The 26,322-nt window shown below is 65.3% G+C and carries 22 protein-coding genes; 14 read left to right on the top strand and 8 right to left on the bottom strand.

Annotation, left to right across the window (positions count from 1 at the left end; genetic code table 11):
• The first annotated feature begins 9 nt into the window (after nucleotides 1-9).
• The 5 genes from M3I53_RS09010 to M3I53_RS08985 all read left to right on the top strand — a co-directional run bounded on the left by M3I53_RS09010 (nucleotide 10) and on the right by M3I53_RS08985 (nucleotide 8,517).
• The gene (locus tag M3I53_RS09010) at nucleotides 10-1,335 is read left to right on the top strand and encodes an MFS transporter (protein WP_254315594.1); all 1,326 of its coding nucleotides are present in this window, start codon (nucleotides 10-12) and stop codon (nucleotides 1,333-1,335) included.
• Between the two features lie 273 nt (nucleotides 1,336-1,608).
• Nucleotides 1,609-1,833 (top strand): sugar ABC transporter permease, encoded by a 225-nt coding sequence (locus M3I53_RS09005; protein ID WP_254315593.1) that lies wholly within the window; start codon nucleotides 1,609-1,611, stop codon nucleotides 1,831-1,833.
• A 522-nt stretch (nucleotides 1,834-2,355) separates the two neighbouring features.
• Entirely contained in the window at nucleotides 2,356-3,894 is a 1,539-nt protein-coding gene (locus M3I53_RS38420) for an efflux RND transporter periplasmic adaptor subunit (RefSeq protein WP_309249493.1), read from the top strand.
• A 3-nt stretch (nucleotides 3,895-3,897) separates the two neighbouring features.
• A complete protein-coding gene (locus M3I53_RS08990) occupies nucleotides 3,898-7,062 on the top strand; it encodes an efflux RND transporter permease subunit (RefSeq protein ID WP_254315592.1) in 3,165 nt (1,054 codons plus the stop codon).
• Nucleotides 7,063-7,065: 3 nt separating this feature from the next.
• Complete coding sequence (locus M3I53_RS08985) at nucleotides 7,066-8,517, top strand: efflux transporter outer membrane subunit (RefSeq protein ID WP_254315591.1); 1,452 nt, start codon at nucleotides 7,066-7,068, stop codon at nucleotides 8,515-8,517.
• A gap of 67 nt (nucleotides 8,518-8,584) precedes the next feature.
• Here M3I53_RS08985 and M3I53_RS08980 read toward each other — a convergent pair whose 3' ends face one another.
• From M3I53_RS08980 to M3I53_RS08965, 4 genes are all read right to left on the bottom strand, one after another.
• Nucleotides 8,585-8,809 carry a hypothetical protein gene (locus M3I53_RS08980; RefSeq protein WP_254315590.1) on the bottom strand — a complete coding sequence of 75 codons (225 nt, stop codon included), beginning with the start codon at nucleotides 8,807-8,809 and terminating at the stop codon, nucleotides 8,585-8,587.
• Between the two features lie 150 nt (nucleotides 8,810-8,959).
• On the bottom strand, nucleotides 8,960-9,325 hold the full coding sequence (locus M3I53_RS08975; protein ID WP_028205078.1) for a hypothetical protein: 366 nt from the start codon (nucleotides 9,323-9,325) through the stop codon (nucleotides 8,960-8,962).
• 254 nt (nucleotides 9,326-9,579) lie between these two features.
• Nucleotides 9,580-10,155, bottom strand: a complete 576-nt coding sequence (locus M3I53_RS08970) for an ankyrin repeat domain-containing protein (protein ID WP_254315589.1) — start codon at nucleotides 10,153-10,155, stop codon at nucleotides 9,580-9,582.
• Nucleotides 10,156-10,346: 191 nt separating this feature from the next.
• A complete protein-coding gene (locus tag M3I53_RS08965; RefSeq protein WP_254315588.1) occupies nucleotides 10,347-11,738 on the bottom strand; it encodes a short-chain fatty acid transporter in 1,392 nt (463 codons plus the stop codon).
• Between the two features lie 497 nt (nucleotides 11,739-12,235).
• Between M3I53_RS08965 and M3I53_RS08960 the strand changes: the two genes are divergently transcribed.
• A complete protein-coding gene (locus M3I53_RS08960; RefSeq protein ID WP_254315587.1) occupies nucleotides 12,236-12,892 on the top strand; it encodes a peroxiredoxin in 657 nt (218 codons plus the stop codon).
• 112 nt (nucleotides 12,893-13,004) lie between these two features.
• On the opposite strand, the gene M3I53_RS08955 is transcribed toward M3I53_RS08960, so the two are convergent.
• From M3I53_RS08955 to M3I53_RS08945, 3 genes are read right to left on the bottom strand one after another with little or no spacing between them, the layout of a single operon-like run.
• Nucleotides 13,005-13,868 carry an ABC transporter permease gene (locus M3I53_RS08955; RefSeq protein ID WP_254315586.1) on the bottom strand — a complete coding sequence of 288 codons (864 nt, stop codon included), beginning with the start codon at nucleotides 13,866-13,868 and terminating at the stop codon, nucleotides 13,005-13,007.
• Between the two features lie 17 nt (nucleotides 13,869-13,885).
• Nucleotides 13,886-14,680, bottom strand: a complete 795-nt coding sequence (locus M3I53_RS08950) for an ABC transporter ATP-binding protein (RefSeq protein WP_254315585.1) — start codon at nucleotides 14,678-14,680, stop codon at nucleotides 13,886-13,888.
• A gap of 37 nt (nucleotides 14,681-14,717) precedes the next feature.
• A complete protein-coding gene (locus M3I53_RS08945) occupies nucleotides 14,718-15,737 on the bottom strand; it encodes an ABC transporter substrate-binding protein (RefSeq protein ID WP_254315584.1) in 1,020 nt (339 codons plus the stop codon).
• 196 nt (nucleotides 15,738-15,933) lie between these two features.
• On the opposite strand from M3I53_RS08945, the gene M3I53_RS08940 reads away from it, so the two are divergent.
• The 8 genes from M3I53_RS08940 to hutG all read left to right on the top strand — a co-directional run bounded on the left by M3I53_RS08940 (nucleotide 15,934) and on the right by hutG (nucleotide 25,167).
• On the top strand, nucleotides 15,934-16,611 hold the full coding sequence (locus tag M3I53_RS08940) for a response regulator (RefSeq protein WP_254315583.1): 678 nt from the start codon (nucleotides 15,934-15,936) through the stop codon (nucleotides 16,609-16,611).
• A gap of 18 nt (nucleotides 16,612-16,629) precedes the next feature.
• A complete protein-coding gene (locus tag M3I53_RS08935; RefSeq protein ID WP_254315582.1) occupies nucleotides 16,630-18,039 on the top strand; it encodes a sensor histidine kinase in 1,410 nt (469 codons plus the stop codon).
• 107 nt (nucleotides 18,040-18,146) lie between these two features.
• Nucleotides 18,147-18,860 carry a histidine utilization repressor gene (hutC, locus tag M3I53_RS08930; protein WP_254315581.1) on the top strand — a complete coding sequence of 238 codons (714 nt, stop codon included), beginning with the start codon at nucleotides 18,147-18,149 and terminating at the stop codon, nucleotides 18,858-18,860.
• 415 nt (nucleotides 18,861-19,275) lie between these two features.
• Complete coding sequence (hutU, locus tag M3I53_RS08925; RefSeq protein ID WP_254315580.1) at nucleotides 19,276-20,964, top strand: urocanate hydratase; 1,689 nt, start codon at nucleotides 19,276-19,278, stop codon at nucleotides 20,962-20,964.
• The gene (locus M3I53_RS08920; protein WP_254315579.1) at nucleotides 20,961-21,650 is read left to right on the top strand and encodes a HutD family protein; all 690 of its coding nucleotides are present in this window, start codon (nucleotides 20,961-20,963) and stop codon (nucleotides 21,648-21,650) included. The genes hutU and M3I53_RS08920 overlap by 4 nt, the downstream gene beginning before the upstream one ends.
• Entirely contained in the window at nucleotides 21,650-22,882 is a 1,233-nt protein-coding gene (gene hutI / locus M3I53_RS08915; RefSeq protein ID WP_254315578.1) for an imidazolonepropionase, read from the top strand. Before M3I53_RS08920 ends, hutI begins: the two co-directional genes overlap by 1 nt.
• Before the next feature lie 14 nt (nucleotides 22,883-22,896).
• Nucleotides 22,897-24,315, top strand: coding sequence for a formimidoylglutamate deiminase (locus M3I53_RS08910; protein WP_254315577.1), 1,419 nt, complete (start codon nucleotides 22,897-22,899; stop codon nucleotides 24,313-24,315).
• A gap of 42 nt (nucleotides 24,316-24,357) precedes the next feature.
• Nucleotides 24,358-25,167, top strand: a complete 810-nt coding sequence (gene hutG / locus M3I53_RS08905) for an N-formylglutamate deformylase (RefSeq protein WP_254315576.1) — start codon at nucleotides 24,358-24,360, stop codon at nucleotides 25,165-25,167.
• 75 nt (nucleotides 25,168-25,242) lie between these two features.
• On the opposite strand, the gene M3I53_RS08900 is transcribed toward hutG, so the two are convergent.
• Nucleotides 25,243-26,301: a porin gene (locus M3I53_RS08900; protein WP_254315575.1), complete on the bottom strand. Its 1,059-nt coding sequence runs from the start codon at nucleotides 26,299-26,301 to the stop codon at nucleotides 25,243-25,245.
• Nucleotides 26,302-26,322: the final 21 nt, after the last annotated feature.

Below are 26,322 nucleotides of genomic sequence, written 5' to 3'. Positions count from 1 at the left end.
AGACACCCGATGAACGCCACGTCGATTCAGGCGCCGGCCGCTGCCGCCCCGGCTTCCACGCGCCGCTCGCGCGCGAAGGCCATCTTCGCGATCACGCTCGGCAACGGGCTCGAGTTCTTCGACTTCACGGTCTACAGCTTCTTTGCCTCGATCATCGGCTCACTGTACTTCCCGGTGCATGGCTCGCTGAATCAGTTGATGCTCGCCGTGGGCAGCTTCGGCGTAGGTTTCGTCGTGCGTCCGATCGGCGGCATCGTGATCGGTGCGTTTGCCGACCGCGTGGGCCGCAAGGCCGCCATGACGCTCACGCTTTGGCTCATGGCGCTCGGCTCCGCGCTGATCGCGTTCGCGCCCACCTATGCGCAGATCGGGCTCGCGGCGCCCGCACTGATCCTGCTCGCGCGTCTCGTGCAAGGCTTCGCGGTAGGCGGCGAAGTGGGCGCCTCGACGTCGCTCCTGCTCGAATACGCCGACGACCGCTCGCGCGGCTTTTACGGCAGCTGGCAGTTCGTGAGCCAGGGGCTGAACACCGTGTGCGGCGCGCTCATCGGCGTGGCGCTGTCCACCCTGCTCTCGCAGGCGGCGCTCGAAAGCTGGGGCTGGCGCGTGCCGTTCGTGATCGGCATGCTGGTCGTGCCCGTGGGCGTGTATATCCGCCGTCATCTCGACGAGACGCTCGCGAACCCGGTCGAAGTCGAAGACGCCGAACCCATGGCCGACGTGGCGCGGCCGCTGCGCGAGATTTTCGGGCGTCATCGCACGGCGCTCGTAGCGGGCGTCGTCACAACCATCGGCGGCACGGCGGCGAACTATATCGTGCTGTTCTACATGTCGACCTATGCGATCAAGATTCTCGGCCTGCCGATGTCGGTCGGCATGAGCGCGGCGCTCGTTGCGGCGCTCGTCACGGCGATTTGCTCGCCGTTCGCCGGTTCGCTCTCCGACCGCCTGGGCCGCAAGTGGGTGATGGGGGTCTCGCGCGTGCTGCTGATCGCCGTGATCTATCCGGCCTTCATGGTCATTCACGCCGTGCCAACCATCCCAACCGTGCTCGCGGTCGTGGCCGTGCTGGGGGCGATCGTCGCGTTCACGGCGGTCCCCAATATCGTGATGCTGCCCGAACTCTTTCCTCAGTCGATTCGCGTGACGGGCATGTCGGTGGTCTATTGCGTGGGCGTGTCGATCTTCGGCGGCTTCGCGCAGTTCTTCGCGACCTGGCTCATCAAGCTGCTCGACAATCCGCTCGCGCCCGCGTGGTATCTGATCGGCTGCGGCGCGGTCTCGCTGCTCGCGCTGCCGCTCATTCGCGAGCCGGCGGGCCGTCCGCTCGATTAGGGCTTTTCTATTCCGCCGCTACGCACTTTTAGCGGCTGTGCAGGGCTTATTTACCCGACGTTTACGGCGCGCTGCCTAGAATCGGTTCGTGTTCAACTCAAGCGCGCCGCCCCGAACGGCGGCGTGCGCACAACCCCTATGCCGTCTATCGTCTCGCCGGGCCCGATTTCCCGAGGTTCCCGCTCCGCCGCCACGCCGCGGCCTGTTCGCTCGCTGCACAATTCGCGCAAGCCCGTTCATCCGACAACCCATCGCCCGACAGTGCAGCTGGTCGTGCGCGTGCCCACGAGCGAAGCGCAACTCGCTCGTTGCACGCTGCATGGTCTGGTTGGCAGCGCGCTCGGCGTGCATACAATCGATATCGATCGCCGCAGCGATCTCGCTTGCCTGCACGTCGAGCTCGATCGCCGCCGCGTGGCCGAGGCCATGGCGCTGCTGATGCGCACGCTTTCGTGTGCGGAGTTCGGCTCGGTGCGCCGGCTCGATCGCGCCGCCTGATTCACAACGCGTGTCGCAACCGCCGCTGCGACGGCTGCGACGCGCCTGGCTGTTCTGCCGCTCGCCCTTCGCGCGACGCACGTTCGGTGCGTCCGCAATCTCCGCTTTTTTGCGCTCTCCCTTTGTCCCTACGCAAGCGTTGCGCACATTCATGCGAAAGTTACCAAACTATTAGCCTACCTTCATTTCGCATTTCGAAATGAATCCGATCACTATTGCTCCGTGAGTGCTGATCTTGTCATCGCGTGCGACTTTTTGGCCGTCCTGATTCTGCGTTCTCCCGAAAAACAGTAGTATTCGCTCGAGCACCAAAGCCAGTTTGGCGATCTGATTCGAATCGATCGCCCGCGCGCGCCTGGGGGTTCGTCGGTCCAGCGCAGATCGTCGATAACAACGGAGAACCGCATGACTCACGGATTTCGGGTGGCCAGCTTGTGCCTGTCGCTGGGATTGCTGGTAAGCGTTGTTGCATGTCATGACAACAAACCTGCTGCTGAAACACGACCTGCCGCAAACGTCGACGTGATCAACGTTGCGCTGCGCGACGTGCCGGTGGTCTTCGAATATGTAGGGCAGACAGAAAGCTCCCAGCAGGTCGAAATTCGCGCGCGCGTGAACGGCTTCCTCGAAAAGCGCGTCTATACCGAAGGCTCGCTGGTCCACGCGGGCGACGTGATGTTCGTCATGGACCGCAAACCCTTCGAGGCCGCACTCGATGCCGCGCAGGCCGAGCTTGCGCAGCAGAAGGCGCGGCTCGTCACCGCGCAGGCCAACCTCAACCGGGTGCGTCCGCTCGCCGCGAAGAACGCGTTGAGCCAGAAGGATCTCGACGACTCGGTCGGCCAGGAGCAGGCAGCGGCCGCCGCGGTCGAAGGCGCGCGGGCGAATGTCACTAGCGCGACGCTCAACCTCGGCTATACGAAGATCGTCGCGCCCGTTACCGGTCTTTCGAGCTTCGCGAAGAAGCAGGACGGTTCGTATATCGATGCGACCAACAGCCTGCTCACCTACGTGGCGAAGCTCGATCCCATGTGGATCAACTTCTCGCTCTCCGAGAACGAGATGCTCAATCTGCGCACGCAAACGCAGAACGGCACGCTCAAGCTGCCGCCCGTCGGCAAGCTCGAAGCGGTGATCGTGCTCGCGGACGGCGCCATCTATCCGGAACGCGGCCACATCGCGTTTACCGACGCCTCGCTCAGCTCGGAAACCGGCACCTACCTGATTCGCGCCGCCATGCCTAACCCCACGGGGTCGCTGCGGCCCGGTCAGTTCGTGCGCATCAAGCTGCTGGGCGCGCTGCGGACTTCCGCGGTGGCCGTGCCGCAGGCGGCGGTGCAGCAAGGGCCGCGCGGCGCATATGTGTGGACCGTCGACAAGGACGGCAAGGCGCAGCAGCGCGTGGTGGAAACGGGTGAATGGAACGGCAACGACTGGGTGATCAAGTCGGGTTTGCGTCCGGGCGATCAAGTCGTCATCGACAACACGCTGCGGCTCATGCCAGGTACGCCGGTCAAGGCGAATCTCGTGGCCACGCCGCCCGCAACCGTCAATATTGGCGGCCCCGACGCCGGCGCAGGCGGCGGGGCGCAGGCGGGTGCGGCCGGGGCTTCCGGCCCGGCGGCTGCTAACGCCAACGCCAACGCCAACGCCAACGCCAACGCCAACGCTCAGGCCAACGCGGGCACGAGCGCCGCTCAACCGACCGCTGCATCCGGCGCTGCCGATGTGCTGGGCGAACGCACCGCGCTTTATTTCGCTTCGGGCAGTTCGAGCCTCGACGCCCAGTCGGCCGACGCGCTTGCGGCCGTGGCGCGCCGGCTGGTGGCCGAGCCCGGTATGCGCGTGGTGATTTCCGGCTATACCGATTCGAGCGGCTCGCAAGCCGCGAACCAGCGTCTCGCGGCCGCCCGCGCAGGCACGGTGCGCGCCGCGCTGGTCGTGGCCGGCGTGAAAACCGAGCGCATCGAGATGCGCAAACCGGCGCGGATCGTCGCCAACGATCCGCCCGACAAATCCCGCCGCGTGGACGTCACGTTCTCGCCCGCCGCGGGAGGCTGAACGATGAAGTTCTCTCACTTCTTTATTGACCGGCCAATTTTCGCGTCGGTCCTCTCGATCGTGCTCGTCGTCGCCGGTTTGGTGTCGATGTTCAACCTGCCGATCGCGCAGTTTCCGGACATCGCGCCGCCTACCATTACGGTGAGCGCCACGTATCCTGGCGCGAGCGCCGACATCGTCGCGCAGAACGTGGCCGCGCCGATCGAACAGCAGGTGAACGGCGCGGACAACATGATGTACATGAACTCGTCGAGTTCCTCGACGGGCAACATGACGCTCACGGTGTACTTCAATATCGGCACCGATCCGTCGCTCGCCCAGGTGGACGTGCAAAACCGCGTGAATCTCGCGCTGCCTTTCCTGCCCGACTCGGTGACGGCCCAGGGCGTGTCGGTGCAGAAGCGCTCGTCGGCGTTCATGATGGTGATTGCAATCTATTCGCCCGATAACGCCTACGATGCGGCCTATGTGGCGAATTACGCGAACGTCTACGTGCTCGACGCGCTCAAGCGTATTCCGGGCGCGAACCAGGCGTCGATCTTCGGTTCTGCTGACTATGCGATGCGCGTGTGGCTCAAGCCCGACCGCATGGCCAAGCTCGGCATTACCGTGGCCGACGTGCAGAACGCGATTGCGCAGCAGAATCAGCAGTTCTCCGCGGGACGACTCGGCCAGGCGCCGACCACCAAACCGGTGAATCAGACCTTCCCGGTGACGACGAAGGGCCGCCTCACGGAGCCCGCCGACTTCGACAACATCATCCTGCGCGCGGCGTCAGGCGATGCGGCGATCGTGCGCCTCAAGGACATCGGCCACGCAGATCTGGGCGCCAAGGACTATTCGCTGCGCGGCCGCTACAACGGTAAAACGGCCACCCTGCTGGCCGTGTATCAGCAGCCGGGCGCGAATGCACTGCAGGTGGCCAAGCAGGTGCGTCAGACACTCGAGCAGTTGAACAAGAGCTTTCCGCCCGGCCTCAAGTATGAAATCGCGCTCGATACGACCGAGTTCGTGCACGAGTCGATCAACGAAGTGGTCCATACGCTGCGCGATGCGGTGATTCTCGTGATCATCGTGGTGTACATCTTCCTGCAGAGTTTCCGGGCGACGCTCGTGCCGCTGCTCGCGGTGCCCGTGTCGATCATCGGCGCGTTCATCGGCATGGAGGCGTTCGGCTTCTCGATCAACATGCTCACGTTGTTCGGCATGGTGCTGGCCATCGGTATCGTGGTGGACGACGCGATCGTGGTGATCGAAAACGTCGAGCGCAACATGAGCGAGTTCAAGCTGCCTCCAAAGGAAGCAGCAAAGCGCGCGATGGACGAAGTGAGCGGCCCGGTGGTGGCGATCGTGCTGGTGCTGCTCGCGGTGTTCATACCGGTGGCGTTTCTGTCGGGCATCACGGGACAGCTCTACAAGCAGTTCGCGGTGACGATCGCGGTCTCGGTTGTGCTTTCGGGTATCGTCGCGCTCACGCTTTCGCCCGCGCTCGCAGCCATTCTGCTCAAGCCGGGCGAGCACAAGAAGAACCGCTTTTTCCGCTGGTTCAACGAGAAGTTCGAGCGCCTGACCGAGGGCTATGGCAGCTGGGTGCAGACCGCGATACGCCGCGTGATCCTCTCCATCGGCCTGATCGTCGTGATGCTGATCGCAACCGTCGGCCTGTTCAGGCATATTCCATCGTCGTTCCTGCCCGTGGAGGATCAGGGGTATCTGTTCGGCGCGGTCGTGATGCCCGACGCGGCGAGTCTGGACCGCACCGGCGACCTTTCGAAGAAAGCGGAGGACTGGTTCGCGAAACAGCCCGCCGTAAGTTCGGTGGCGGCGCCGATCGGCTACAGCCTGATCGACTCGCAGTACAAGTCGAACGCTGGCACGCTGTTCGTGACGCTCAAGGGCTTCAAGGATCGCGGCGAAAACGGCGCGGCGCAGGACTTGATCCGCGACGCCACCAAGGCCTTCTCAACGTTCAAGGATGGCGTGGTCGTGCCGCTCAATCCACCGTCGATTCCGGGCCTCGGTACAACGGGCGGCTTCGAGTTCTGGCTGCAGAGCACCGGCGACGGCAGCTATCAGCAGCTCGAAGAAAAGGTGCGCCAGGTGATTGCGAAGGCGCGCCAGAACCCGGCTCTGCGAGGCGTGAATTCGACCATCAACACGAATTCTCGCCAGTTGCTCGTGGAAGTGGACCGCGAGCGGGCGGAAACGCTCGGCGTCCCGGTTCAGGACATCTATTCTGCACTCCAGACGATGTTCGGTTCCTTGTACGTGAGCCAGTTCCCGAAGGGCAGCCGTCTGTTCCAGGTCATCATCCAGGCCGAGCCGCAGTACCGCTTGAGCCCGGACGATATCCAGCAGCTCTATGTGCGCAACCGCAACAACGACATGGTGCCGATCAAGGCCGTGACGACTTCGCGTTTCGTGCCTGGACCTGACATCGTCAACCGCTTCAACAACTTCCCGGCGGCGAAGATCACCGGCGACGCGGCGCCGGGCCGCAGCTCGGGCGAGGCGATCGCGGCGATGGAGCAGATCGCCAACGAAGTGCTGGGCGACGGCTACAGCTACGAATGGAGCGGCCAGGCGTACGAAGAGAAGAAGGCCGGGTCGACGGCGGCGCTCGTGTTCGGCTTCGCACTGCTGATGGTGTTCCTCATTCTCGCGGCGCAGTACGAGAAGTGGTCGCTGCCGGTTGGCGTGCTGCTGGCCGTGCCGTTCGCGATTTTTGGGGCGCTGGTGGGCATCTTGCTGCGCGGCATGGAAAACGACGTGTACTTCCAGATCGGCTTGACCGTGCTGATCGCGCTCGCGGCGAAGAACGCCATTCTGATCTTCGAGTTCGCCGTCGAGATGCGCGAGAAGGAAAACATGTCGCCGTACGAGGCCGCGCTGCACGCCGCCAAGCTGCGTCTGCGGCCGATCATCATGACCTCGCTCGCCTTCATCCTGGGCTGCGTGCCGCTCGCCATCGCCAGCGGCGCATCGGCCGCGAGCCGGCGCTCGCTCGGCACCGGCGTGATCGCGGGTATGCTCGGCGCCACGGTGATCGCGCTGTTCTTCATTCCGATGTTCTTCTGGGGACTGGAAACGCTATCGTCGCGCAAGAAAGCGAATGCCACGCCGCATGCCGGCACGCCCCCCGTGGCGCCGCCTTCGCAGGAGGGCTGAGCGATGAAGACACGTTCGAATCTGACGAATCGCGCGCTGCGTCCGCTCGGGCTGGCCGTCGCGACGGTTTGCCTTGGCGCCTGCGCGGTCGGGCCCGACTATCATCGTCCGGCGGTCGAGACGCCCTCGACGTTTCGATACGCGTCGCCGCAGGCGGAAGCCGTCGATACCACGCTCGACTGGTGGACGCAGTTCAACGACCCTGTGCTCAACGACCTCGTCGCGAGGGCGCTTACCCAGAACAAGGATCTGCTGATTGCGGCGGCACGCGTCGAGGAATTCTACGGACGCTACGTCGTGACGCGCGCGGGCCTGTTTCCGCAGGTTTCGGCGAACTTCGGTGGGTCGCGCAGCCGTGGCGTGCCGGCACCCGGCTTCCCGCCCGTAGTGGGCAACCAGGTGGAACTGAACGGCGCGGTGTCCTGGGAGCTCGACTTGTTCGGCCACTTGCGCAGGCTCACCGAAGCCGCGCGCGCCGATTATCTGAGCACGCAATCCGCGCAGCAGGCCACGCGCATCGCCATCATCGCGAACGTGGCCACGTCGTATCTGCAGTTGCGCGACTTCGACAACCAGCTCGTCATCGCGCAGGACACGCTCGAAAGCCGCAAGGGCGCGCTCGATCTCTTCAACGAGCGCTATGCGGGCGGTGTCGTTTCGAGGTTGCAGGTGAGCCAGGCGCAGTCGGAGTACCAATCCGCACAAACCTCCGTGTACTCGATCCAGCAGCAGATCGCGACGCAGGAAGACGCCATTTCGCTGCTGCTGGGCCAGAATCCGGGGCCGATTCCGCGCGGCAAGTCGATCACCGAGCTCGCCGCGCCCGCCGTTCCCGCCGGCCTGCCGTCGACGCTGCTCGAGCGCCGGCCCGATATTTTGCAGGCCGAACAAACGCTCATTTCCGCGAATGCGTCGATCGGCGCAGCGCGCGCGCTGTATTTCCCGCAGATTTCGCTCACGGGATTGTTCGGCGCGGCGAGCACGGCGCTCTCGGGGCTCTGGACCGGCCCCGCGCGCGTATGGTCGTTCGCGGGCGCGGTCACGCAGCCGATTTTCGAGGGCGGCGCGATCGCGGGTGGCGTGCATCAGGCCGAAGCCGTGCAGCAGGAGGCGCTCTTCACGTACGAGCAGACGATCCAGCAGGCGTTCGCCGATGTCGAGAATGCACTCGTGGGCGTGGCGCGCACGCGCGATCAGCTGGATTCGACGACGCGCCAGGTGGCTGCGCTCACGGAATACACGTCAGTCGCGCGCGATCTGTACGAAGGAGGCTATACGAGCTATCTGGAGGTGCTCGACGCCGAACGCAGTCTCTTCAATGCGCAGTTGCAGCAGTCGTCGCTGCAGGATCAGGAGCTCGCGCAGATCGTGAGTCTGTACAAGGCGCTCGGTTATGGCTGGACGCCGGCAGCGCCGCCCCCGGCGGCAGACAGCGCGAAGCCGTCGCAGTCCTGAGCCGCGACGGCCGCGCTTCGAGGCGGGGTGGCGAAGGGCGAACCTGGCGCGGGCGCGCCGATTCGTTTCATGGAGATTCCGACATCAGCCAGCGCAGCGATTGCGGAGCAGCCTTGGGGGCTTTCGCGGTCTGCTGGGCTTTGGGGGCCGGCTTCGCGACTTTTTGCAGCTGGATGGGCCGGGCGGCGTTGAGGGCGGTTGCATGGCCGCCGGTTTGCGCGAGCGCCGCGGGGCTCGCCGACGCCAACGCGAGTAGCGCGGCGGCGACCGTCAGGGCGAGGGGGCGAGTCATCTGGGTTCTCCCGCGTGGGCAAGCAGCCGGCAAAGGGAAAAGGGCCGGCGCTGCAAGCGGAAGTATGTTCTGAGGATAACCGCCACGCGTCCATCAATTGATGGAGAAACGCGGGGCCTGTGTGCGGAACCCCGCTTATCGGGTTCCGGCCTAGTCGGCGGGGCGGCGGTCGGCCAGCGCTCGTTCGCAGTCCTTGAGCACTTGCAGGACGAGCTTGGCCTGGTAGTTCAGGTCGTCGGTGTCGAGAATTTCCTCGACGGCGTCGCGCGCCCAGACCGCATCCACGAACCACGCGTGCTGCTGCGCGATGTCCTGCGCCATGGCGGCGAGGCGGGCAATCGCGAGCCAGTCGGCCTCGCGCGCGTGACGGTCGAGCCACTTGTGCGCCGCCTGGACATGAAAGGCCGCATTGGGCCAGGATTCGTTGAGATAGTAGGCCCCGAGGCTCCCGCAGGTGAGCCAGCAGAGCAGCTCCACGCGATCGCGCGGACTCAGATGGTGGCGTACATCACTCATGGCGACGCTCGCGAAAGTAACAGAGTTCGATTGACGGGTGCGTGCAGACTTCGAATCCGATGACAAAACGATATCACGGCTCGTGGAAAATCGCCTGCCCCGCACTGGCGCTGCACGCACGGGTGTTACATGGATAGCGTCGCCTGGCGGCGCGTTGTATGCAAACCAGGAGTGACACCAGGGCGCTGCGTGCCGTTATGCGCTTTGCAGCGTTTCGCGTGCCTGCCCATCGCGCCCCTTGATTCACGTTCTTTTCACGCGCTCTTGCCGCCGCCTCTCCCGGCGAGCCGGGCGGCCGTGTCCACGGCGCCCATCGCGTTCGCAGCGTCGAGCGCGGTGTTGCCCGCGGCGTCGTGCGCCGCCGGGTTCGCGCCGCGCGCCAGCAGCAGGTCGACGATATCGGAGCGGTTGAACATGGCGGCGATCATCAGCGCCGTGCGGCCGTCGGGCGAGGCGCCTTCCACGTCGGCGCCGTTTTCCAGCAGGGCGCTGATCACGTCGGCAAAGCCCTTGAAGGCCGCGCCCGCGATCGGCGTTTGGCCGTTGTCGTTGCGCAGGTTGGGGTCGGCGCCGTGCTGCACGAGCGTGCGGACGGCGGCGGCGTGGCCGTGATAGCTCGCGAGCATCACGAGGCTGTCGCCTTTTTCGTTGCGCAGATTCGGCGGCAGGCCCTGTTCGATGAGCGTGGCGAGCGTGTTGGATTCGCCGCGGCGCGCGGTGTCGAACACCTGGCGCGCGAACTCGACGAAACGCGGATCGAGCTCGCCGCCGTCTTCGCCGGAGCCTGACGAAGACGATGAGGCCGGGGAGGGCGGCGCGCTGGCGGTCATGGCAGTCTCCTGGTGCGGATCGCAGATCGATTCGGGGCGGCGTGCCGCCGTCGAGGCTTGTCCATTGTCGCCGATCTTCGCGAGCCGCGAGGCCAGCGCGGCTCGCGCGCGCCGCATAAAGAAAGGCGCTGCCCGAACCGCTTAAAAGCAGCCGGCGCAGCGCCTTCCTTCGTGGCGCAACCGCGTGACGCTCAGGGCACGAGCCAGAGCGCGACGGCGTAGATCACGAGCGACACGGCGAACGTCACGGCGGTATACCCCATCACGCGCTGGATGCGGATGCCCGCGATCGCGACGATCGGCACGGCCCAGAACGGCTGCAGCATGTTCGAGACGTTCTCGGCCATCGCCACGCCCATGGCGGTACGCGGCACCGAGGCGTGCAGGCTCAGCGCGGCGGGCAGCACGAACGGCCCTTGCACGGCCCAGTGGCCGCCCGCGCTCGGCACGAGCAGCGTGATGATGAGCGAGCTCAGATAGCTCCAGAGCGGCAGCGAGAGCGGCGTGGCGATCGTGACGAAGGCCTTGGCGATCATCGAGGCGAGGCCCGTGCCCTTCATCACGCCCATGATGCCGCCGTACACGGGGTACTGCAGCAGCATGGAGCCGGTCTGGCGCGCCGCGCGGCGAATGGCGTTTGCGTAGGCGATAGGCGTGCGCTGCAGTGCGAGGCCGATCAGCAGGAAGATCAGGATCGTGGTGTTGATGTCGAGATCGAAACCTTTTTCGCTCCATTCCATCGCCAGATAGCCTGCGCCGAGCATGATCAGCAGCAGCGTGCCGAGCATCGACTGCTCGAGGCGCGACGCGAACGAAGGCGTGCCGTTGCCGACGCGCGCGTGCGGGTCGTCGCTGGCGCCGGCGTCGTTCGCCTCGGCTTCGGCCGCCTGGCTGAACGGCGCCACGTGCTCGGGCTTCGGATGCATGCGGATGAAGATGAACGTCATCACGACCACCACGAGCACGGTGGGGATGAAGACGAACGGCGCGAAGACGGTCTGGCTGAGCGGAATCACGTGGCCCGTCGCCTTTTCCACGAGGTTGAGCGCGTTGCCGTGCGAGGCCTGCGAAAGGGCAATCGAGCTGGAGAGCCCGCTATTGCAGATCGACCATGCCGAATAGCTGCCGGCCACGAGCCACGCGAAGTCTACGTTCACGCGCTTCGCGATTTCACGCGAGAGCAGCGCGCCCACGATCAGGCCCAGGCCCCAGTTGAGCCACGCGGCGATGGCGACCACCGGAAACACCAGCAGCGCGGCGCGCGCCGGCGTTTGCGCCTTGGCGGCGAGCGCGCGCAGGACGCGCTGGATCACGGGCGCTTCGGCAATGGCGTAGCCCGTGGCGAGGATCAGGATCATCTGCAGCGCGAAGCCGAGAATGCCGAACGTGCCTTCGTACCAGGAGCTGAGCAGCGTGGGGAGATCGCCGTGCGGCGCGATGACGAGCGCCAGCACCGCAACGAAGAAGGTGAGGCAGATGGACAGAACGAAGGGGTCGGGCATGACCCGCTCGAAAACATACACGAGGGCGGCGACGACACCCTGGCGGGAATCGCGCGTTTCAGTCTGGAGGTCTCTTTTCATGCTCTTTGCGCTATAGCGTGTAGCTACTGGCTGGCCGGAGCGGACAGGATCGGCGTGACTTGCAGGCGGTCCCGGCACCGTGCGGCTGGCGGGCCAGGCGCACGGTGGGCGGGGAGGCAGGTGCGGCTCCTCCATCAGCGAGAGGCGATGCCGCCCCGGCGCAGCGGGTTCATATCACGCCTTGCACGCGCGCATTTGCACGGCAAGACGGCCAGCCCGTTATTGTTATTCTCGATGTTCGAGATTCGAACATGGTTTCGATTATCGAACGACGCATTATTCGCTTGATGCCGAGTGGATGTCAAGGCTGCGCTAGCGTGCCGATGCAGGTTTTTGACGCTAAAAGATGGCTAAATGTATGGGTATTGTAATAACAATGAAATCATAAAGATTTTCATAAGCGTCACGCGGACTACCTAAAATGCAGAAGCGGGAATCACTTTCGCGCGCGCACAGACCCTCACGAGCTGTAAATCACTGCATTCAGGAGACAGAAGATGACGATTCGTCTTGGAGAAGATGCACCCGATTTCACCGCGGAGACCACCGAAGGAACGATCCATTTCCACGAATGGATCGGCGACCAATGGGCCATTCTGTTTTCGCATCCGAAAGACTTCACGCCCGTTTGCACGACGGAACTCGGCTATATGGCGAAGCTCAAGCCGGAGTTCGACAAGCGCAATACGAAGATCATCGGTCTGAGCATCGACCCGGTGGGCGACCATGCGAAGTGGGCGAAGGACATCGAGGAAACGCAGGGGAGCGCCGTCAATTATCCGATGATCGGCGACCCGGATCTGCACGTCGCGAAGCTCTACGACATGATCCACCCGAACGCGAGCGGCGTCAGCCCGCGCACGGCGGCCGACAACGCCACGATACGCGCAGTGTTTCTCATCGGGCCGGACAAGAAAGTGAAGGCGATGTTCGTCTACCCGATGAGTTCGGGCCGCAATTTCGACGAGGTGCTGCGCCTGCTCGATTCGCTGCAGCTCACCGCGAAGCATTCGGTGGCGACGCCGGTGAACTGGAAGCCGGGCGACGACGTCATCATCCCGACTTCGGTTTCCGACGATGCAGCGAAGCAGAAATATCCGCAGGGCTTCAAGACGCTCAAGCCGTATCTGCGTACGGTTGCGCAGCCTAAGTAACGCTGCGCGTCACGACGCCCATAAAAAAACGCGGCGCACCTGGCAGTGCGCCGCGGACCACGGGCGAGGAGACTTGCGCCTCACACGGCCCGGACAGGGGAACCGGTTTGAATCAGTTCGAAGGCGTGGGCCGCCACTTGAGCAAACGATGCTCGAGCGCGGTAAGCACATAGTCGGCGGCCAGCGCGACCACGGCGAGCACGATCATCGCGGCGAACACGCCGCTTGCGTTGAACGCGCCCTGCGCCGTCGAGATCAGCAAACCGATGCCTTGCTTCGAGCCGAGGAACTCGCCCACCACGGCGCCGACCAGCGCGAAGCCGAAGCTCACGTGCAGGCTCGCGAGAATCCACGAAAGCGCCGAGGGAATCACGACCGAGGTCGTCACCTGGCGGCGCGACGCGCCGAGAATCTGCGCATTGGCGATCATGTAGCGGTCCGCCTCACGCACGCCCTGGAATGCATTGGCGAACACGACGAAGAACACCATCACCACGGCGAGCGCCACTTTCGACGCCATGCCGAGCCCCAGCGCGATGACGAACACCGAGCCGAGCACCACACGCGGGATCGAGTTGGCGATCTTGATGTAGAGGCTGAACACATCGGAGAGCAGCTTGTTGCGGCCAAGCACAATGCCGCAGAACACGCCGGCCACCGAGCCGATGATAAAGCCGAGGCCCGTTTCCTCCAGCGTGACCCAGACCTGCGTGAGCAGCGGCCCCTGCGAGGTGCCGTTCACGAACCAGTCGATGATCTGGTCGAAGATGGCCGTGGGCATCGAGAAGAAGAACGGGTCGATCCATTTGAGGCGCGCGGCGAGTTCCCAGCCGCCGAGCACGACGACGAGCACGAGAATACGCAGGGAAATGACTAGCAGATTGCGCTGACGAATGCGCTTTTGCGCGGCGCGCTCGACGGCGTCGAGCGAGGCGGTATCGAGGCCTTGCTGCAGGGTTTGTTGCGGGGTGGACATAGTGAACGGCTCCGGTGTTAAGCGATCTGCACTTCTTCGCGCAGGTCGTGCCAGATCTGGCGCGACAGTTCGACGAAGTGCGGCGCGTAGCGGATTTCGGATGTCACGCGCGGGCGGGGCAGGTCGATCTCGTAGACCTTCTTGAGCGTGGCCGGGCGCGCGGTAAGCACGAACACGCGGTCGGCGAGCGCAATGGCTTCTTCGAGATCGTGCGTGACGAACACCACCGAGCCCGTGCCGCCCCACAGTTGCAGCAGTTCGTCCTGCATGAGCGTGCGGGTTTGCATGTCGAGTGCCGAGAACGGCTCGTCCATCAGCAGGATTTCGGGCTTGTTGATGAACGTCTGCGCAAGCGCCACGCGCTTGCGCATGCCGCCCGAAAGCTGATGCGGATAGTGCTTGCCGAAGTTGGCGAGGCCCACGCGGCGCAGCCATTCGTTGGCTTCGTCGTAAGCCGCCGATTTCGAGCGGCCGCGATAAATCGGACCGGCCGCCACGTTGTCGAGCACCGAGCGCCACGGGAACACGGCGTCGGCCTGGAACACGAAGCCGATGCGCGGATCGATGCCGTTCACCGGCGCGCCCATCACGCGCACTTCGCCCGTGGTGGGTTTGAGCAGGCCCGTGATCATGCTGAGCGTGGTGGACTTGCCGCAGCCCGTGGGCCCGACGATCGCGACGAACTCGCCGCGCGCGACCGACATGCTGAAGTCGCGCAGGGCGACGGTCGCCTTGCCGTCCGGTGAAATGAAGCGGCACGAAACGTGGCTCAGCTCGATGGCCGGCGTGCCTTGGGAATGGGAGGAAGTCATTATTTCAGTGGGCTGAACGTGGGGCCGATTGCGTTGTTCACTTCGACGCCGTGGCGGTCGTAGCCGGCAGATAGTCGTTCGAGTAAGTCTTCGCGAGGTCGATGTGCTTGCCCTTCACCGAAGGATTGAACGCCGAGAGCACCTTGAGCACCGTATCGGGGCCGTCCGCGGGCATGCGTCCGTCCTTGGTGAACATCGGCAGCGAGGACTTCAGCGCGGCCACGTAGAGATCCTTGTTGTTGCCGTAGTAGTCCTTCGGCATCTTCGCGGCGATTTCGTCGGCGCTATGCGTGGCGATGAAGTTGAGCGTGCGCGAGAACGCGTGCGCGAGCTTCGTCGCATCGTCCTTGTGCGACTGCGCCCAGGCGCGCTGCACGTAGAAGCTCGAAGCGGGGTAGGTGCCGCCGAGCGCCGCGCGCGTGCCTTCGAGCGTGCGCATGTCGACGAGCACCTTGGCGTCGCCGGTTTGCAGCAGGCGCGAGACCGTGGGCTCCGTGGTCATGCCCGCGTCGATGCGGTTCTGCTTGATCGCGGCGACGAAGGTGTTGTCCGCGCCCACCGGCAGCAGCGTGTACTGGTTGGAGGGCACGCCCGAGCGCTGCGCGAGGTACTGCGTGAGGAAGCTCGTGGAGGAGCCAAGGCCCGTCACGCCGAGCGTCTTGCCCTTCACGTCGGCCATGCTCTTGACCGTGCCGGCCGCCGCGTTCGACACCATTTCCACTTCGCCCGGCACCTGGCCGAACACCACGAGCGTCTGTACTTCCTTGCCCTTGCTCTGCAGGTCGATGGTGTGATCGTAGAAGCCCACCACGCCTTGCACCGCCCCCGCGAGCAGTTCGTTCTCGGCGTCCACGCCGGCCGGCTGCGACTGCAGTTCGACGTCGAGGCCTTCGTCCTTGAAGTAGCCGAGCTGCTCGGTCAGTTTGGCGGGCAGATAGATGATCTTGGTTGCGCCGCCAACCATGATCGTGATCTTTTCCGCGTGAGCAGCCGTGGAGCCGGCGGCGAGGGCAAGCGCGACACTCGATACGGCGGCGATCTGGCGCAAGGTGGGCATCGTGGAGTCTCCTGAAGGTGTGCGCCGTGCATGCGGCGCTTTTTGGCGGATGGAGCCGATTATAAAAACCGTAAGCCTTCTGCCAGCCTTCGGGCGCCGTGCAAAACCGTCCGTGTTAACCCGCAGGGCGGCGGCGCGCCGTCAACGGCACAATCGATTCCCCCGAAACGGCCTTCGCCTTTGCCCGTACCCGCCCATGAAGTTGCTGCTGATCGAAGACAATCCGACGCTTGCGCACTGGCTCGTCAAGACGCTGGAGGAGCAGGCGTTCGCCTTCGACGCCGTGCAGGACGGCGAAGCCGCCGACCAGTTGCTGCGGTCCAATCACTACGATGTGGTGCTGCTCGACCTCAATTTGCCGAAGCTCTCGGGCAAGAACGTGCTGCGGCGTCTGCGCCAGCGTGGCGACGCGACGCCCGTGATGGTGCTTACGGCAAGCGGCTCGATCGACGAAAAGGTGGAGCTGCTCGGCGCCGGCGCCGACGACTATCTCGTCAAGCCGTTCGAGGTGCGCGAACTGGTGGCGCGCATCAAGGTGCTGATTCGCCGGCAAACGCCCGCGCGCGCGAACGAAATCGCCTGCGGCGATCTCGTGTTCGATCTCAACACACGCCAGTTCACGCTGAAGGGCGCGCCGCTGAACGTCACGCCGCGCGAGCGCACGGTGCTCGAAACGCTGGCGCTGCGCCTCGGGCAGACCGTTTCGAAGGCCGCGCTCGTCGATGCGATCTTCACGCTCGCCGACGAACCCAGCGAGGACGCCATCGAAATCTACGTCTCACGGCTGCGCAAGAAGCTCGAAGGCAGCTCGGCCGTGATCGTGACACTGCGCGGTCTCGGCTATTTGCTGCGCAGGAAGGATGAAACACTATGACGACTTGCGCGTGCCGACATGACGGGTAGCCTGCGCGTTCGCCTGCTGTGGTGGATGCTCGTGCCGCTCGCGCTCTACGTGAGTTTCACGGCGACCTCCGAGTATCGCGCTGCGCGCAATACTGCAGATCTCGTGCAGGACGGCAGGCTGCTGTCGTCCGCGCGCATGATCGCGGGTTCCGTGCAATGGGCCGACGGCGCGCTGCGCGCCGACGTGCCGCCCGCCGCGCTCGAACTCTTCGCCTCGCCGCAGCAGGATCAGGTGTTCTACAACGTCCACGTGGAGGGCGGCTCGCTGCTCGCGGGCATGCCCGACTTTCCGCATGCGGCCTCGTCGCCGGCCGTCGATTCGCCCGTGGCGTACGACGCGGATCTACGCGGCCAGGCTGTGCGCGCCGTGAGCGTGGTGCGCTCCATGTACGACAACGGCCACATCTGGCGCGTGCGCATCTCGGTCGGCAAGACCGAGCGCTCGCGCGACGCGATGGTGGAGGCGCTGTGGCGTCCCCAGCTCTATCGCCAGATCGGCATGGTGATGCTGGCCGTGGCGCTCGCCTGCATCGGTCTCACGTTCGAGCTGCGTCCGCTCATGAAGCTCAAGAACGATGTGGCGGACCGCGATCCTTCGCATCTCGAACCCATTCGCGCCGAAGGGCTGCATGCCGAACTGCGGCCCGTCGTGGATGCCATCAATCAATGCATTGCGCGCCTTTCGGCGCAGACGGCGGCGCAGCGCCGCTTCATCGCCGATGCCGCGCACCAGCTGCGCACGCCGCTCACGCTGCTCGGCACGCAGTTGCAATACGCGCGCCAGCAAAAAGCGGTCGATCCCGCGCTCGATGAAGTGCTGGCGGCCATGCACGTGAGCAACCGCTCCATGGTCGCGCTCACGAACCAGTTGCTCCTGCTCGCGCAGGCCGAGGCGCTCGACCCCGCGCAATTGCCGGCCGCGCCCGTCGACATGGCGCAGCTCGCGCGCGAAGTGGTCGAGGCGCTCGCGCTGCTCGCGCAGACGCGCGGCATCGATCTGGGCGCGGAGCTGCCGCGCGAGACGGGCGAGGCGGTGGTGCAGGGGCATCGAGAACTGTTGCGCGCGATGGTCAGCAATCTCGTGGATAACGCGCTGCGCTATACGCCGGCTGGCGGGCACGTCACGGTGTCGGTGCGGGCAAGCGGCGAGACGGTCGCGCTCGAAGTGCTCGACGACGGCCGGGGCATTCCCGCGGAAGCGCGTGCGCGCGTTTTCGAGCCTTTCTTCCGCGCCGCCGTCGGGACGGAAGGCACCGGCCTGGGTCTTGCGATCGTGCGCGAGATCGCGCAGTCGCATCGCGGCGCGGTGAGCCTGAGTCCGGGCGCGGACGGGCGGGGCGTGCGCGCCTGCGTGTTGCTCGCGCGCTGGCAGCCCGCGCTCCTCGCCGAGCCGGCGTAGGAGCCGCTTTAAGGGGCGGTACAATGTGGCCGCCTGAGGCTGCAAGCCGGCGCCGCGCCTGGCGGCCATCGCTGCGGCGACCACCCGTTCATTCGAAGATCGAGACCATGCAAAAAAAGACGGTCCGCAGTGCCCCGTTGCCCGCCTATGAGCAGATCAAGCGCCATGTGCTCGCGCAGATCGAAAGCGGCGCCTTGGGGCCCGGCGACGTGGTGCCTTCCGAAACGGAACTGGTGAAAGAGTTTGGTGTGGCGCGCATGACGGTGTCGCGCGCGCTGCGCGAGCTGATGGCCGAGGGCGTTCTGAACCGCGTGCGCGGCTCGGGCACGTACGTGGCGCCGCGCCAGTACGAATCGACAGTGCTGCAGATCCGCAATATCGCCGACGAAATTGCGGCGCGCGGTCATCGGCATGCAGCGCGCGTGCTGGGGCTGGAGTCGAGCGACGATCCGAATGCGATCGCCGCGCTCGAACTCGACGCCGGGCCGGTGTTCCACTCGCGCATCGTGCACAGCGAGGAGGGCGAGCCGATCCAGTACGAGGACCGCTACGTGAACCCCGAGGTGTTCCCCGACTACCTCGCCCAGGACTTCACCGTCGAAACGCCGAATCATTACATGGTGCGCCTCGCGCCGATCCAGCGCGCCGAGTTTCGCATCTACGCGCAGAAGCCCGATGCGCGCGTGAGGCAGTATCTCGAGATGGAAGTCGGCGAGCCTTGCCTGCTGTTGCTGCGGCGCACATGGGTGGGGCGTCACGTGGCGACTTCCGTGCGCCTGTGGCATCCCGCTTCGCGGTTTCATCTGGCGGGCACCGTTTGAGCAGGGGCTGCGAGCCCGCTCGTTTCCCGCTGTTGTCTTTCTGAACCGCGCTCCACAGAACGCTCAAGCGCGCCTTGCCGCCTGATTCCCAGCGCTCCGTCCCCCTGACCCCTACCTGCTTCCCGCATTTTTGGCTTGCGCGAGCGGTCTGGCCGCCTCCGCACGCCATTCATCGTGCCAGTCTGTTTGCAGACGTCTTGTCTAGACAAAGATCTCACCAGGATCTTCCGTGCGGTCTTCGCTACCGTTGCCGACGCCCGGCGTTTACGCCAGGGTAACTACTAACCCACGTTTTTTTGAAACGAGTTGTATATACAACTTTGCGGCGGTAGACTTAGCCCACGTTGCAGCGCTCATTGCACATCCGCAGGCGCGGCCCTCCAGCTTGCTATCCAGACTCGACGGACCCGAACAAATGAACCAACCGAACTTCACCGACCCGCGCCTCGACCCGACCCGCACGATCCGCGCGCCGCGCGGCAGCGAGAAGGTCTGCAAGACCTGGCTGGCGGAAGCCGCCTACCGGATGATCCAGAATAATCTGGACCCCGAAGTCGCCGAGCATCCGCATGCGCTCGTGGTGTACGGCGGCATCGGCCGCGCCGCGCGCAACTGGGAGTGCTTCGACCAGATCCTCGCGTCGCTCAAGGACCTGAACGAGGACGAGACGCTGCTGATCCAGTCGGGCAAGCCCGTGGGCGTGTTCCGCACCCATGCCGACGCCCCGCGCGTGCTGCTCGCGAACTCGAACCTCGTGCCGCACTGGGCCACGTGGGAACATTTCCACGAACTGGACCGCAAGGGCCTCATGATGTACGGCCAGATGACGGCGGGCAGCTGGATCTATATCGGCTCGCAGGGCATCGTGCAGGGCACCTACGAGACGTTCTATTCGGTCGCGAACCAGCACTTCAACGGCGACCCGAAGGGCCGCTGGATCCTCACGGGCGGCCTCGGCGGCATGGGCGGCGCACAGCCGCTCGCGGCGACGATGGCGGGCTTCTCGATGATCGCGGTGGAATGCGACGAGACGCGCATCGACTTCCGCCTGAAGACGCGCTACGTGGACCGCAAGGCCAAGACCATCGACGAGGCGCTGGCCATCGTCGAGGACGCGAAGAAAACGGGCAAGCCGGTTTCGGTGGGCCTGCTCGGCAACGCCGCCGACGTGTTCGCCGAATTCGTGAAGCGCGGCATCACGCCCGACTGCGTGACGGACCAGACGAGCGCGCACGACCCGATCAACGGTTACCTGCCGCAGGGCTGGACCGTGGAGCAGTGGCGCGAGGCGCAGAAGGTCGCGCCGGAAAGCATCGTGAAGGTGGCGAAGGAATCGATGGCCCACCAGGTGCGCGCGATGCTCACGCTGCAGGAGCGCGGCGCGGCCACGCTCGACTACGGCAACAACATCCGCCAGATGGCGCTCGAAATGGGCGTGGAAAACGCCTTCGATTTCCCGGGCTTCGTGCCGGCGTATATCCGCCCGCTGTTCTGCGAGGGCAAGGGCCCGTTCCGCTGGGTGGCGCTCTCGGGCGATCCTGAGGACATCTACAAGACGGATGCCAAGGTCAAGGAACTGATCCCGGACGATCCGCACCTGCACAACTGGCTCGACATGGCGCGCGAGCGCATTGCGTTCCAGGGCTTGCCCGCGCGTATCTGCTGGGTGGGCGTGAAGGATCGCTATCGTCTCGGCCAGGCGTTCAACGAAATGGTCAAGAACGGCGAGCTGAAGGCGCCGGTCGTGATCGGCCGCGACCACCTCGACACCGGCTCGGTGGCGAGCCCGAACCGTGAAACGGAATCGATGAAGGACGGCTCGGACGCGGTGAGCGACTGGCCGCTGCTCAATGCGCTGCTGAACACGGCGGGCGGCGCGTCGTGGGTCTCGCTGCATCACGGCGGCGGCGTGGGCATGGGCTTCTCGCAGCACTCGGGGGTGGTGATCGTGGCGGACGGCACCCAGGCGGCGCACGAGCGTCTGGGCCGCGTGCTGCACAACGATCCGGCCACGGGCGTGATGCGTCACGCGGATGCCGGCTACGAACTCGCACAGCAAACCGCACGCGAGGCGGGTCTCAAGCTGCCGATGCTCGGCCGATGAGCGGCGCCGAACCGGTAGGCGGCGCGGTGCAGGCCGCCAGGCTCACGCTGCTGCGTGGCGCGGCGCTCGTGGCGTCGCCGTGGAAGAACGGCGGCGGCGTCACGCGCGAAATCGCGGTGGCGCACGCTGCATCGCGGGCTGGCGCGTCACAGGACGCGTTTGCCTGGCGCGTGAGCGTGGCCGATGTCGCGCAGGCGGGGCCATTCTCGCGTTTCGAGGGCGTCGACCGGACGCTCGTGCTGCTCGAAGGCGCGGGCATGCTGCTCGACGACGCGGGTCACACGCATGTGCTCACGCAGCCTCTCGACGTTGCGCATTTCGCGGGCGAAGCCGCGATCGATGCGCGCCTCGTGAACGGCGCCACGCGCGACTTCAACCTGATGGTGCGCCGCGATGCGGCGCGCGGCACGCTCGAAGTGTGGCGCGCAAACGAGCCGCGCAGCATGCATGCGCAAACGGTGTTGCTCTACTGTGCGCAAGGCCGGCACGACGTGCACGTGGATAACGAACGGCACGTGCGCCTCGAAGCAGGCGACACGCTGCGCATCGATACGCTCGACGCGCAACGCCCCTTGCACATCGACACGCGCGGCGCGGGCGCCTTGCTCGCGGTGGCGCTCGATGTGCTGGACGCGCCGCGGCAAGACACTACGGAAACGGCATCGCGCGATGCTTTGCATACCTGATGAAACGCACTCTCTGGAAGAACCTCAACCTGTGCCCGCATGGCGATCCGGTCCAGGTCGTCGAGAACGCGGCGATTGCCGTGGAAGACGGCAAGATCGCGTGGCTCGGCGCCGCTGCGGAATTGCCCGCGCCGTTCACCGAGTGGCCGTGCGACGATCTGGGCGGCGCTTGGGTTACGCCCGGTCTCGTCGATTGCCATACGCACCTCGTCTACGGCGGACAGCGCGCCGATGAATTCGCTCAGCGTCTTGCGGGCGTGAGCTATGAAGAAATCGCGCGGCAGGGTGGCGGCATCGTCTCGACGGTGCGCGCCACGCGCGCGGCGGACGAAGCCGCGCTGTTCGCGCAGTCGGCAACGCGCCTCGAAGCGTTGCTCGCCGAAGGCGTAACGGCAGTCGAAATCAAATCGGGCTACGGCCTCGATCTGGCGAGCGAGCGCAAGATGCTGCGCGTCGCGCGTCAGCTTGGCGAGCGTTATCCGGTCACGGTGCGTACGACGTTTCTCGGTGCGCACGCGTTGCCGCCCGAGTTCGCGGGCCGCGCCGACGACTATATCGACGAAGTGTGCGAACGGATGCTTCCCGCGCTCGCTGACGAGGGGCTCGTGGACGCCGTCGATGTGTTCTGCGAACGAATCGGCTTTTCGCTCGCTCAGAGCGAGCGCGTGTTCGAGGCAGCCGCGCGACACAAGCTCGCGGTCAAGATGCACGCCGAGCAGCTTTCCAATAGCGGCGGCGCGGCGCTCGCGGCGCGTCACGGCGCATTGTCCGCCGACCATCTGGAGTTTCTCGACGAAGCGGGCGTCGCCGCCATGAAGCAAGCGGGCACCGTGGCAGTGCTGCTGCCGGGTGCGTACTACTTCATCCGCGAAACGCAGCTTCCGCCGCTCGACTTGCTGCGGCGCTACGAGGTGCCGATCGCCATTTCGACCGACAGCAATCCGGGCACTTCGCCCGCCACCTCGCTGCTGCTCATGATGAACATGGCAACCACGCTGTTCCGCATGACCGTGCCGGAGGTGTTGCAGGGCGTGACGCGGCATGCCGCGCAGGCTTTCGGCGACGCCGAGCGTCACGGCACGCTCGGGGCTGGCCGTCCCGCGGACTTTGCCGTGTGGACGGTGCAGTCGCTCGCGGAACTGGCTTACTGGATCGGCCGTCCGCTCTGTGCACGCGTGGTGCGCGGCGGCGAGACCGTCTTTGAGCGTCGCGCATTTGAGCGTCGCGTTTGAGCGCTATTTTGAGCATGAATCACACCATCGAAACGAATCCGACTTCGCGCGCCCTCTTCGCCGAGTACGCCTGGTTGCCCGACGGCTGGCGCCGCAACGTGCTGCTCGAATGGGACGCCGCGGGAACGCTGCACAACGTGACGCCCGATCTTGCGCAAGCGCCTCGAGGCGTCGCGCGAGCGGCGGGCCCGATCATGCCTGGCATGCCTAATCTTCATTCGCATGCATTTCAACGCGCCATGGCGGGCCTCACCGAATATCGCGCGAACCCCACCGACAGCTTCTGGAGCTGGCGCGACCTCATGTACCGCTTCGCCGCGCGCATCACGCCCGACGATCTCGGGGCGATTGCGCGCTGGCTTTACGTCGAGATGTTGAAAGCGGGCTACACCTCGGTTTGCGAATTTCACTACGTGCATCACGGCAACGATGGCCAGCGCTATGCGAGTCCCGCCGAACTGGCGCAACGCGTGGTGGACGCTGCGAGCGTGACCGGCATCGGCATGACGATGTTGCCCGTGCTCTATCAATACAGCGGCTTCGGCGCGCAAGCGCCGCGCGACGATCAGCGCCGTTTCATCAACACGCCTGAACAGTTGCTCGGCATCGTCGAGGCGTTGCGTGCGTGGCAGCCCGAGCACGGGGCGTTGCGCTACGGCGTCGCCCCCCATTCGCTGCGCGCCGTTTCGCACGACTCCTTGCGCGCGCTGCTCGAAGGCCTGGATCACGCGTTTCCTCACGCGCCCGTGCATATCCACATCGCCGAACAGACGGCCGAGGTCGAAGCTTGCCTCGCGACCGAAGGCGCGCGGCCGGTGCAATGGCTGCTCGACCGGTTCGACGTGAACGCACGCTGGTGCCTCGTTCATGCCACGCATATCGATGCGCGCGAGACCGCCGAGCTAGCGCAGAGCGGTGCGATTGCGGGCCTGTGTCTCACGACCGAAGCGAATCTCGGCGACGGCATTTTCCCCGCGCGCGAGTATCTCGATGCGGGCGGCGCTTTCGGCGTGGGCTCGGACAGTCATATCGGCGTGGACTGGCGTGCGGAGCTTCGCTTGCTCGAATACGGTCAGCGGCTCACGCGGCGCGAGCGCAATGTATTGGCCGCGACGCATCAGGCGCAGGTTGCCGACCGGCTGTTCGACGCCGCGCTCGCCGGCGGCGCCAGTGCGACCGGGCGCCAGGTCGGCGCATTGAAGGAAGGCGCGCGCGCCGACTGGATCGTGCTCGACGCGCAGCATCCGAACCTCGCCGAGCAAAGGCCGCTCACGTGGCTCTCGTCGGTCGTCTTTTGCGAGCATGGCGAAACGCCGGTGCGCGACGTCTATACCGGCGGCGTGAGAGTCGTGGAAGCGCGCCGCCATCGCGACGAAGCGCGCCTTTACGCCGACTATCGCGCAGCGCTCGCCAGGCTGTTGGCTGATAATTGAAAGCGGGCCCGAACGCATGCGCCATTCACGAGACAAATTTCGATGACCGATATCTTTTCACTGGAACGCGGCAGCGCGCCGCTCATCATTTCGATCCCTCACCTGGGCACGCACATTCCCGCCGCGATGCATGGCGAGTACACGGACGTGGCCCTCGCCGTCGCCGATACGGACTGGCATCTCGATCGTCTTTATGCGTTTGCGAAGGAACTGGGCGCGACCGTGCTCGGCGCGCGCGTTTCGCGCTATGTGATCGACCTGAACCGGCCGCCGAACGACGAGAGTCTCTATCCCGGCCAGACCACCACGTCGCTGTGTCCGACCGAAACGTTTCGCGGCGAGCCGATCTACCGCGACGGCTGCGCGCCGGACGCGTCGGAGCGTCAGCGCCGCGTGCAGACATTCTGGCAACCGTATCACGACACGCTCGCCGCCGAATTGAAGCGCCTGCGCGCGGCGCATGCGAACGTGCTGCTGTGGGAGGCGCATTCGATCGCGAGCGTGCTGCCGCGCCTGTTCGACAACAAGCTGCCCGACCTGAATATCGGCACCCAGGACGGCCGCACGGTGAACCCGGCGGTGCAGGCGCGCGCGGAACGCGCGGCGGCGGCAAGCGGCTATACGTGGATCGCGAACGGACGCTTCAAGGGCGGCTACATCACGCGCCATTTCGGCGCGCCCGAAGACGGCGTGCATACGATCCAGCTGGAGATGTGCCAATCGGTCTACATGAACGAAACGGCGCCGTTCGATTACGTCCCCGCGCTCGCTGAGAAAGTCCAGCCCGTGCTGCGCGAGATGGTGGGCGGCGCACTCGAGGCCATCGAGGCGATAAACGCCGCCGCGGCCTGAGCAATCCGATCGGGCGTACGGGCTGGGCGTAGGCACAACGGCTCTCGATCGAACGATCGAGAGCCGTTGTTGCGTTTAGAAGCGGTGAACGATGCCGATCTGCACACCGCGCGCATCCGCGCCGGGGTAGGCGAGCGGCAGGCCCGGATTCGCCGCGCCCGCGAGCGTGTAACTCGCCTCGTTGCGGTTGCGCAGGAACGAGAGCGCGCCGTAGAAGTTCGTGGTCTTCGACAGGTCGTATTCGTACATCAGGCCGATCTGATCGGCATTGTCGCCTTGCGAGGTACGATCGTGCAGGGTGGCGTAGCCGAGCGACACGGCGTTGTTCACGTTGAACTGATACTTCGCTGAAAGGCCCACTGTATAGGCGTTCAACGCGAGGTCGGGCCATTTCATGTCCGAATAGCCGCCGAAGATCGTGGCGCGCCCGATCGCGTACGAGGTGCCCGCCATGATCGTGCGGTCTGTTGCGCTGCCCTCGCTGTTCTTGAGCCACTGTCCCGCCAAGAACGCGGCGAACGGACCGTGCGCATAGGTCACGTCGAACTGCTGGCTCGAACCCGCGGCGCGCAAGCCGCCTGCGTCGCCGAAGCCCACGTAGATGCCGGCCTGAAGGCCCGCGAACTCCGGCGTGACATAGGAGACGGTGTTGCTCGTGCGGAACGTGAATACAGTGAGATTGTCCATGGCCGAAGCCTGCGTAACGCCGCCAAAAGCGTCCTGGCCGCCTTGATCGTTAAAGAGCGGCGAATTCTGCCGGCCCACGCGCACCTGGCCCCAGCCGCCCGAGAGGCCGACCCATGCCTGGCGATCGAACAACGATCCCTTCGTGGCCAGCGTGCCGTCCGTTGGGTTGAAGCCGTTTTCGAGGGCGAACGACAGCGTTTGGCCGCCGCCCAGGTCCTCCTTGCCTTTGAGGCCGAACCGGCTGCCCCATTGACCGCTCGAACCGAGCGCGGCCGTGTAACCGTTGCCTGTGTTGACGTATTGGGCGAATTCGTCGATGAGCCCATAGAGCGTCACGCCGTCCTGGGCGAGCGCGCTGTGCGCAAAGAGGCCGAGTGCCGTGGCGCAAAACGTGCTGCCTATGACGCGAGCGCAGGGGCGAACAGTCGTAGCGGGGTGCTTTTTCATTATCAGTACAACTATTTTTTG

The sequence above is a fragment of the Paraburkholderia sp. CNPSo 3272 genome, assembly GCF_024206495.1.
Taxonomy (GTDB): Bacteria; Pseudomonadota; Gammaproteobacteria; order Burkholderiales; family Burkholderiaceae; genus Paraburkholderia.
The sequence above is the reverse complement of the archived record's forward strand: the minus strand, read 5'-3'. Positions and strand labels throughout refer to the sequence as shown.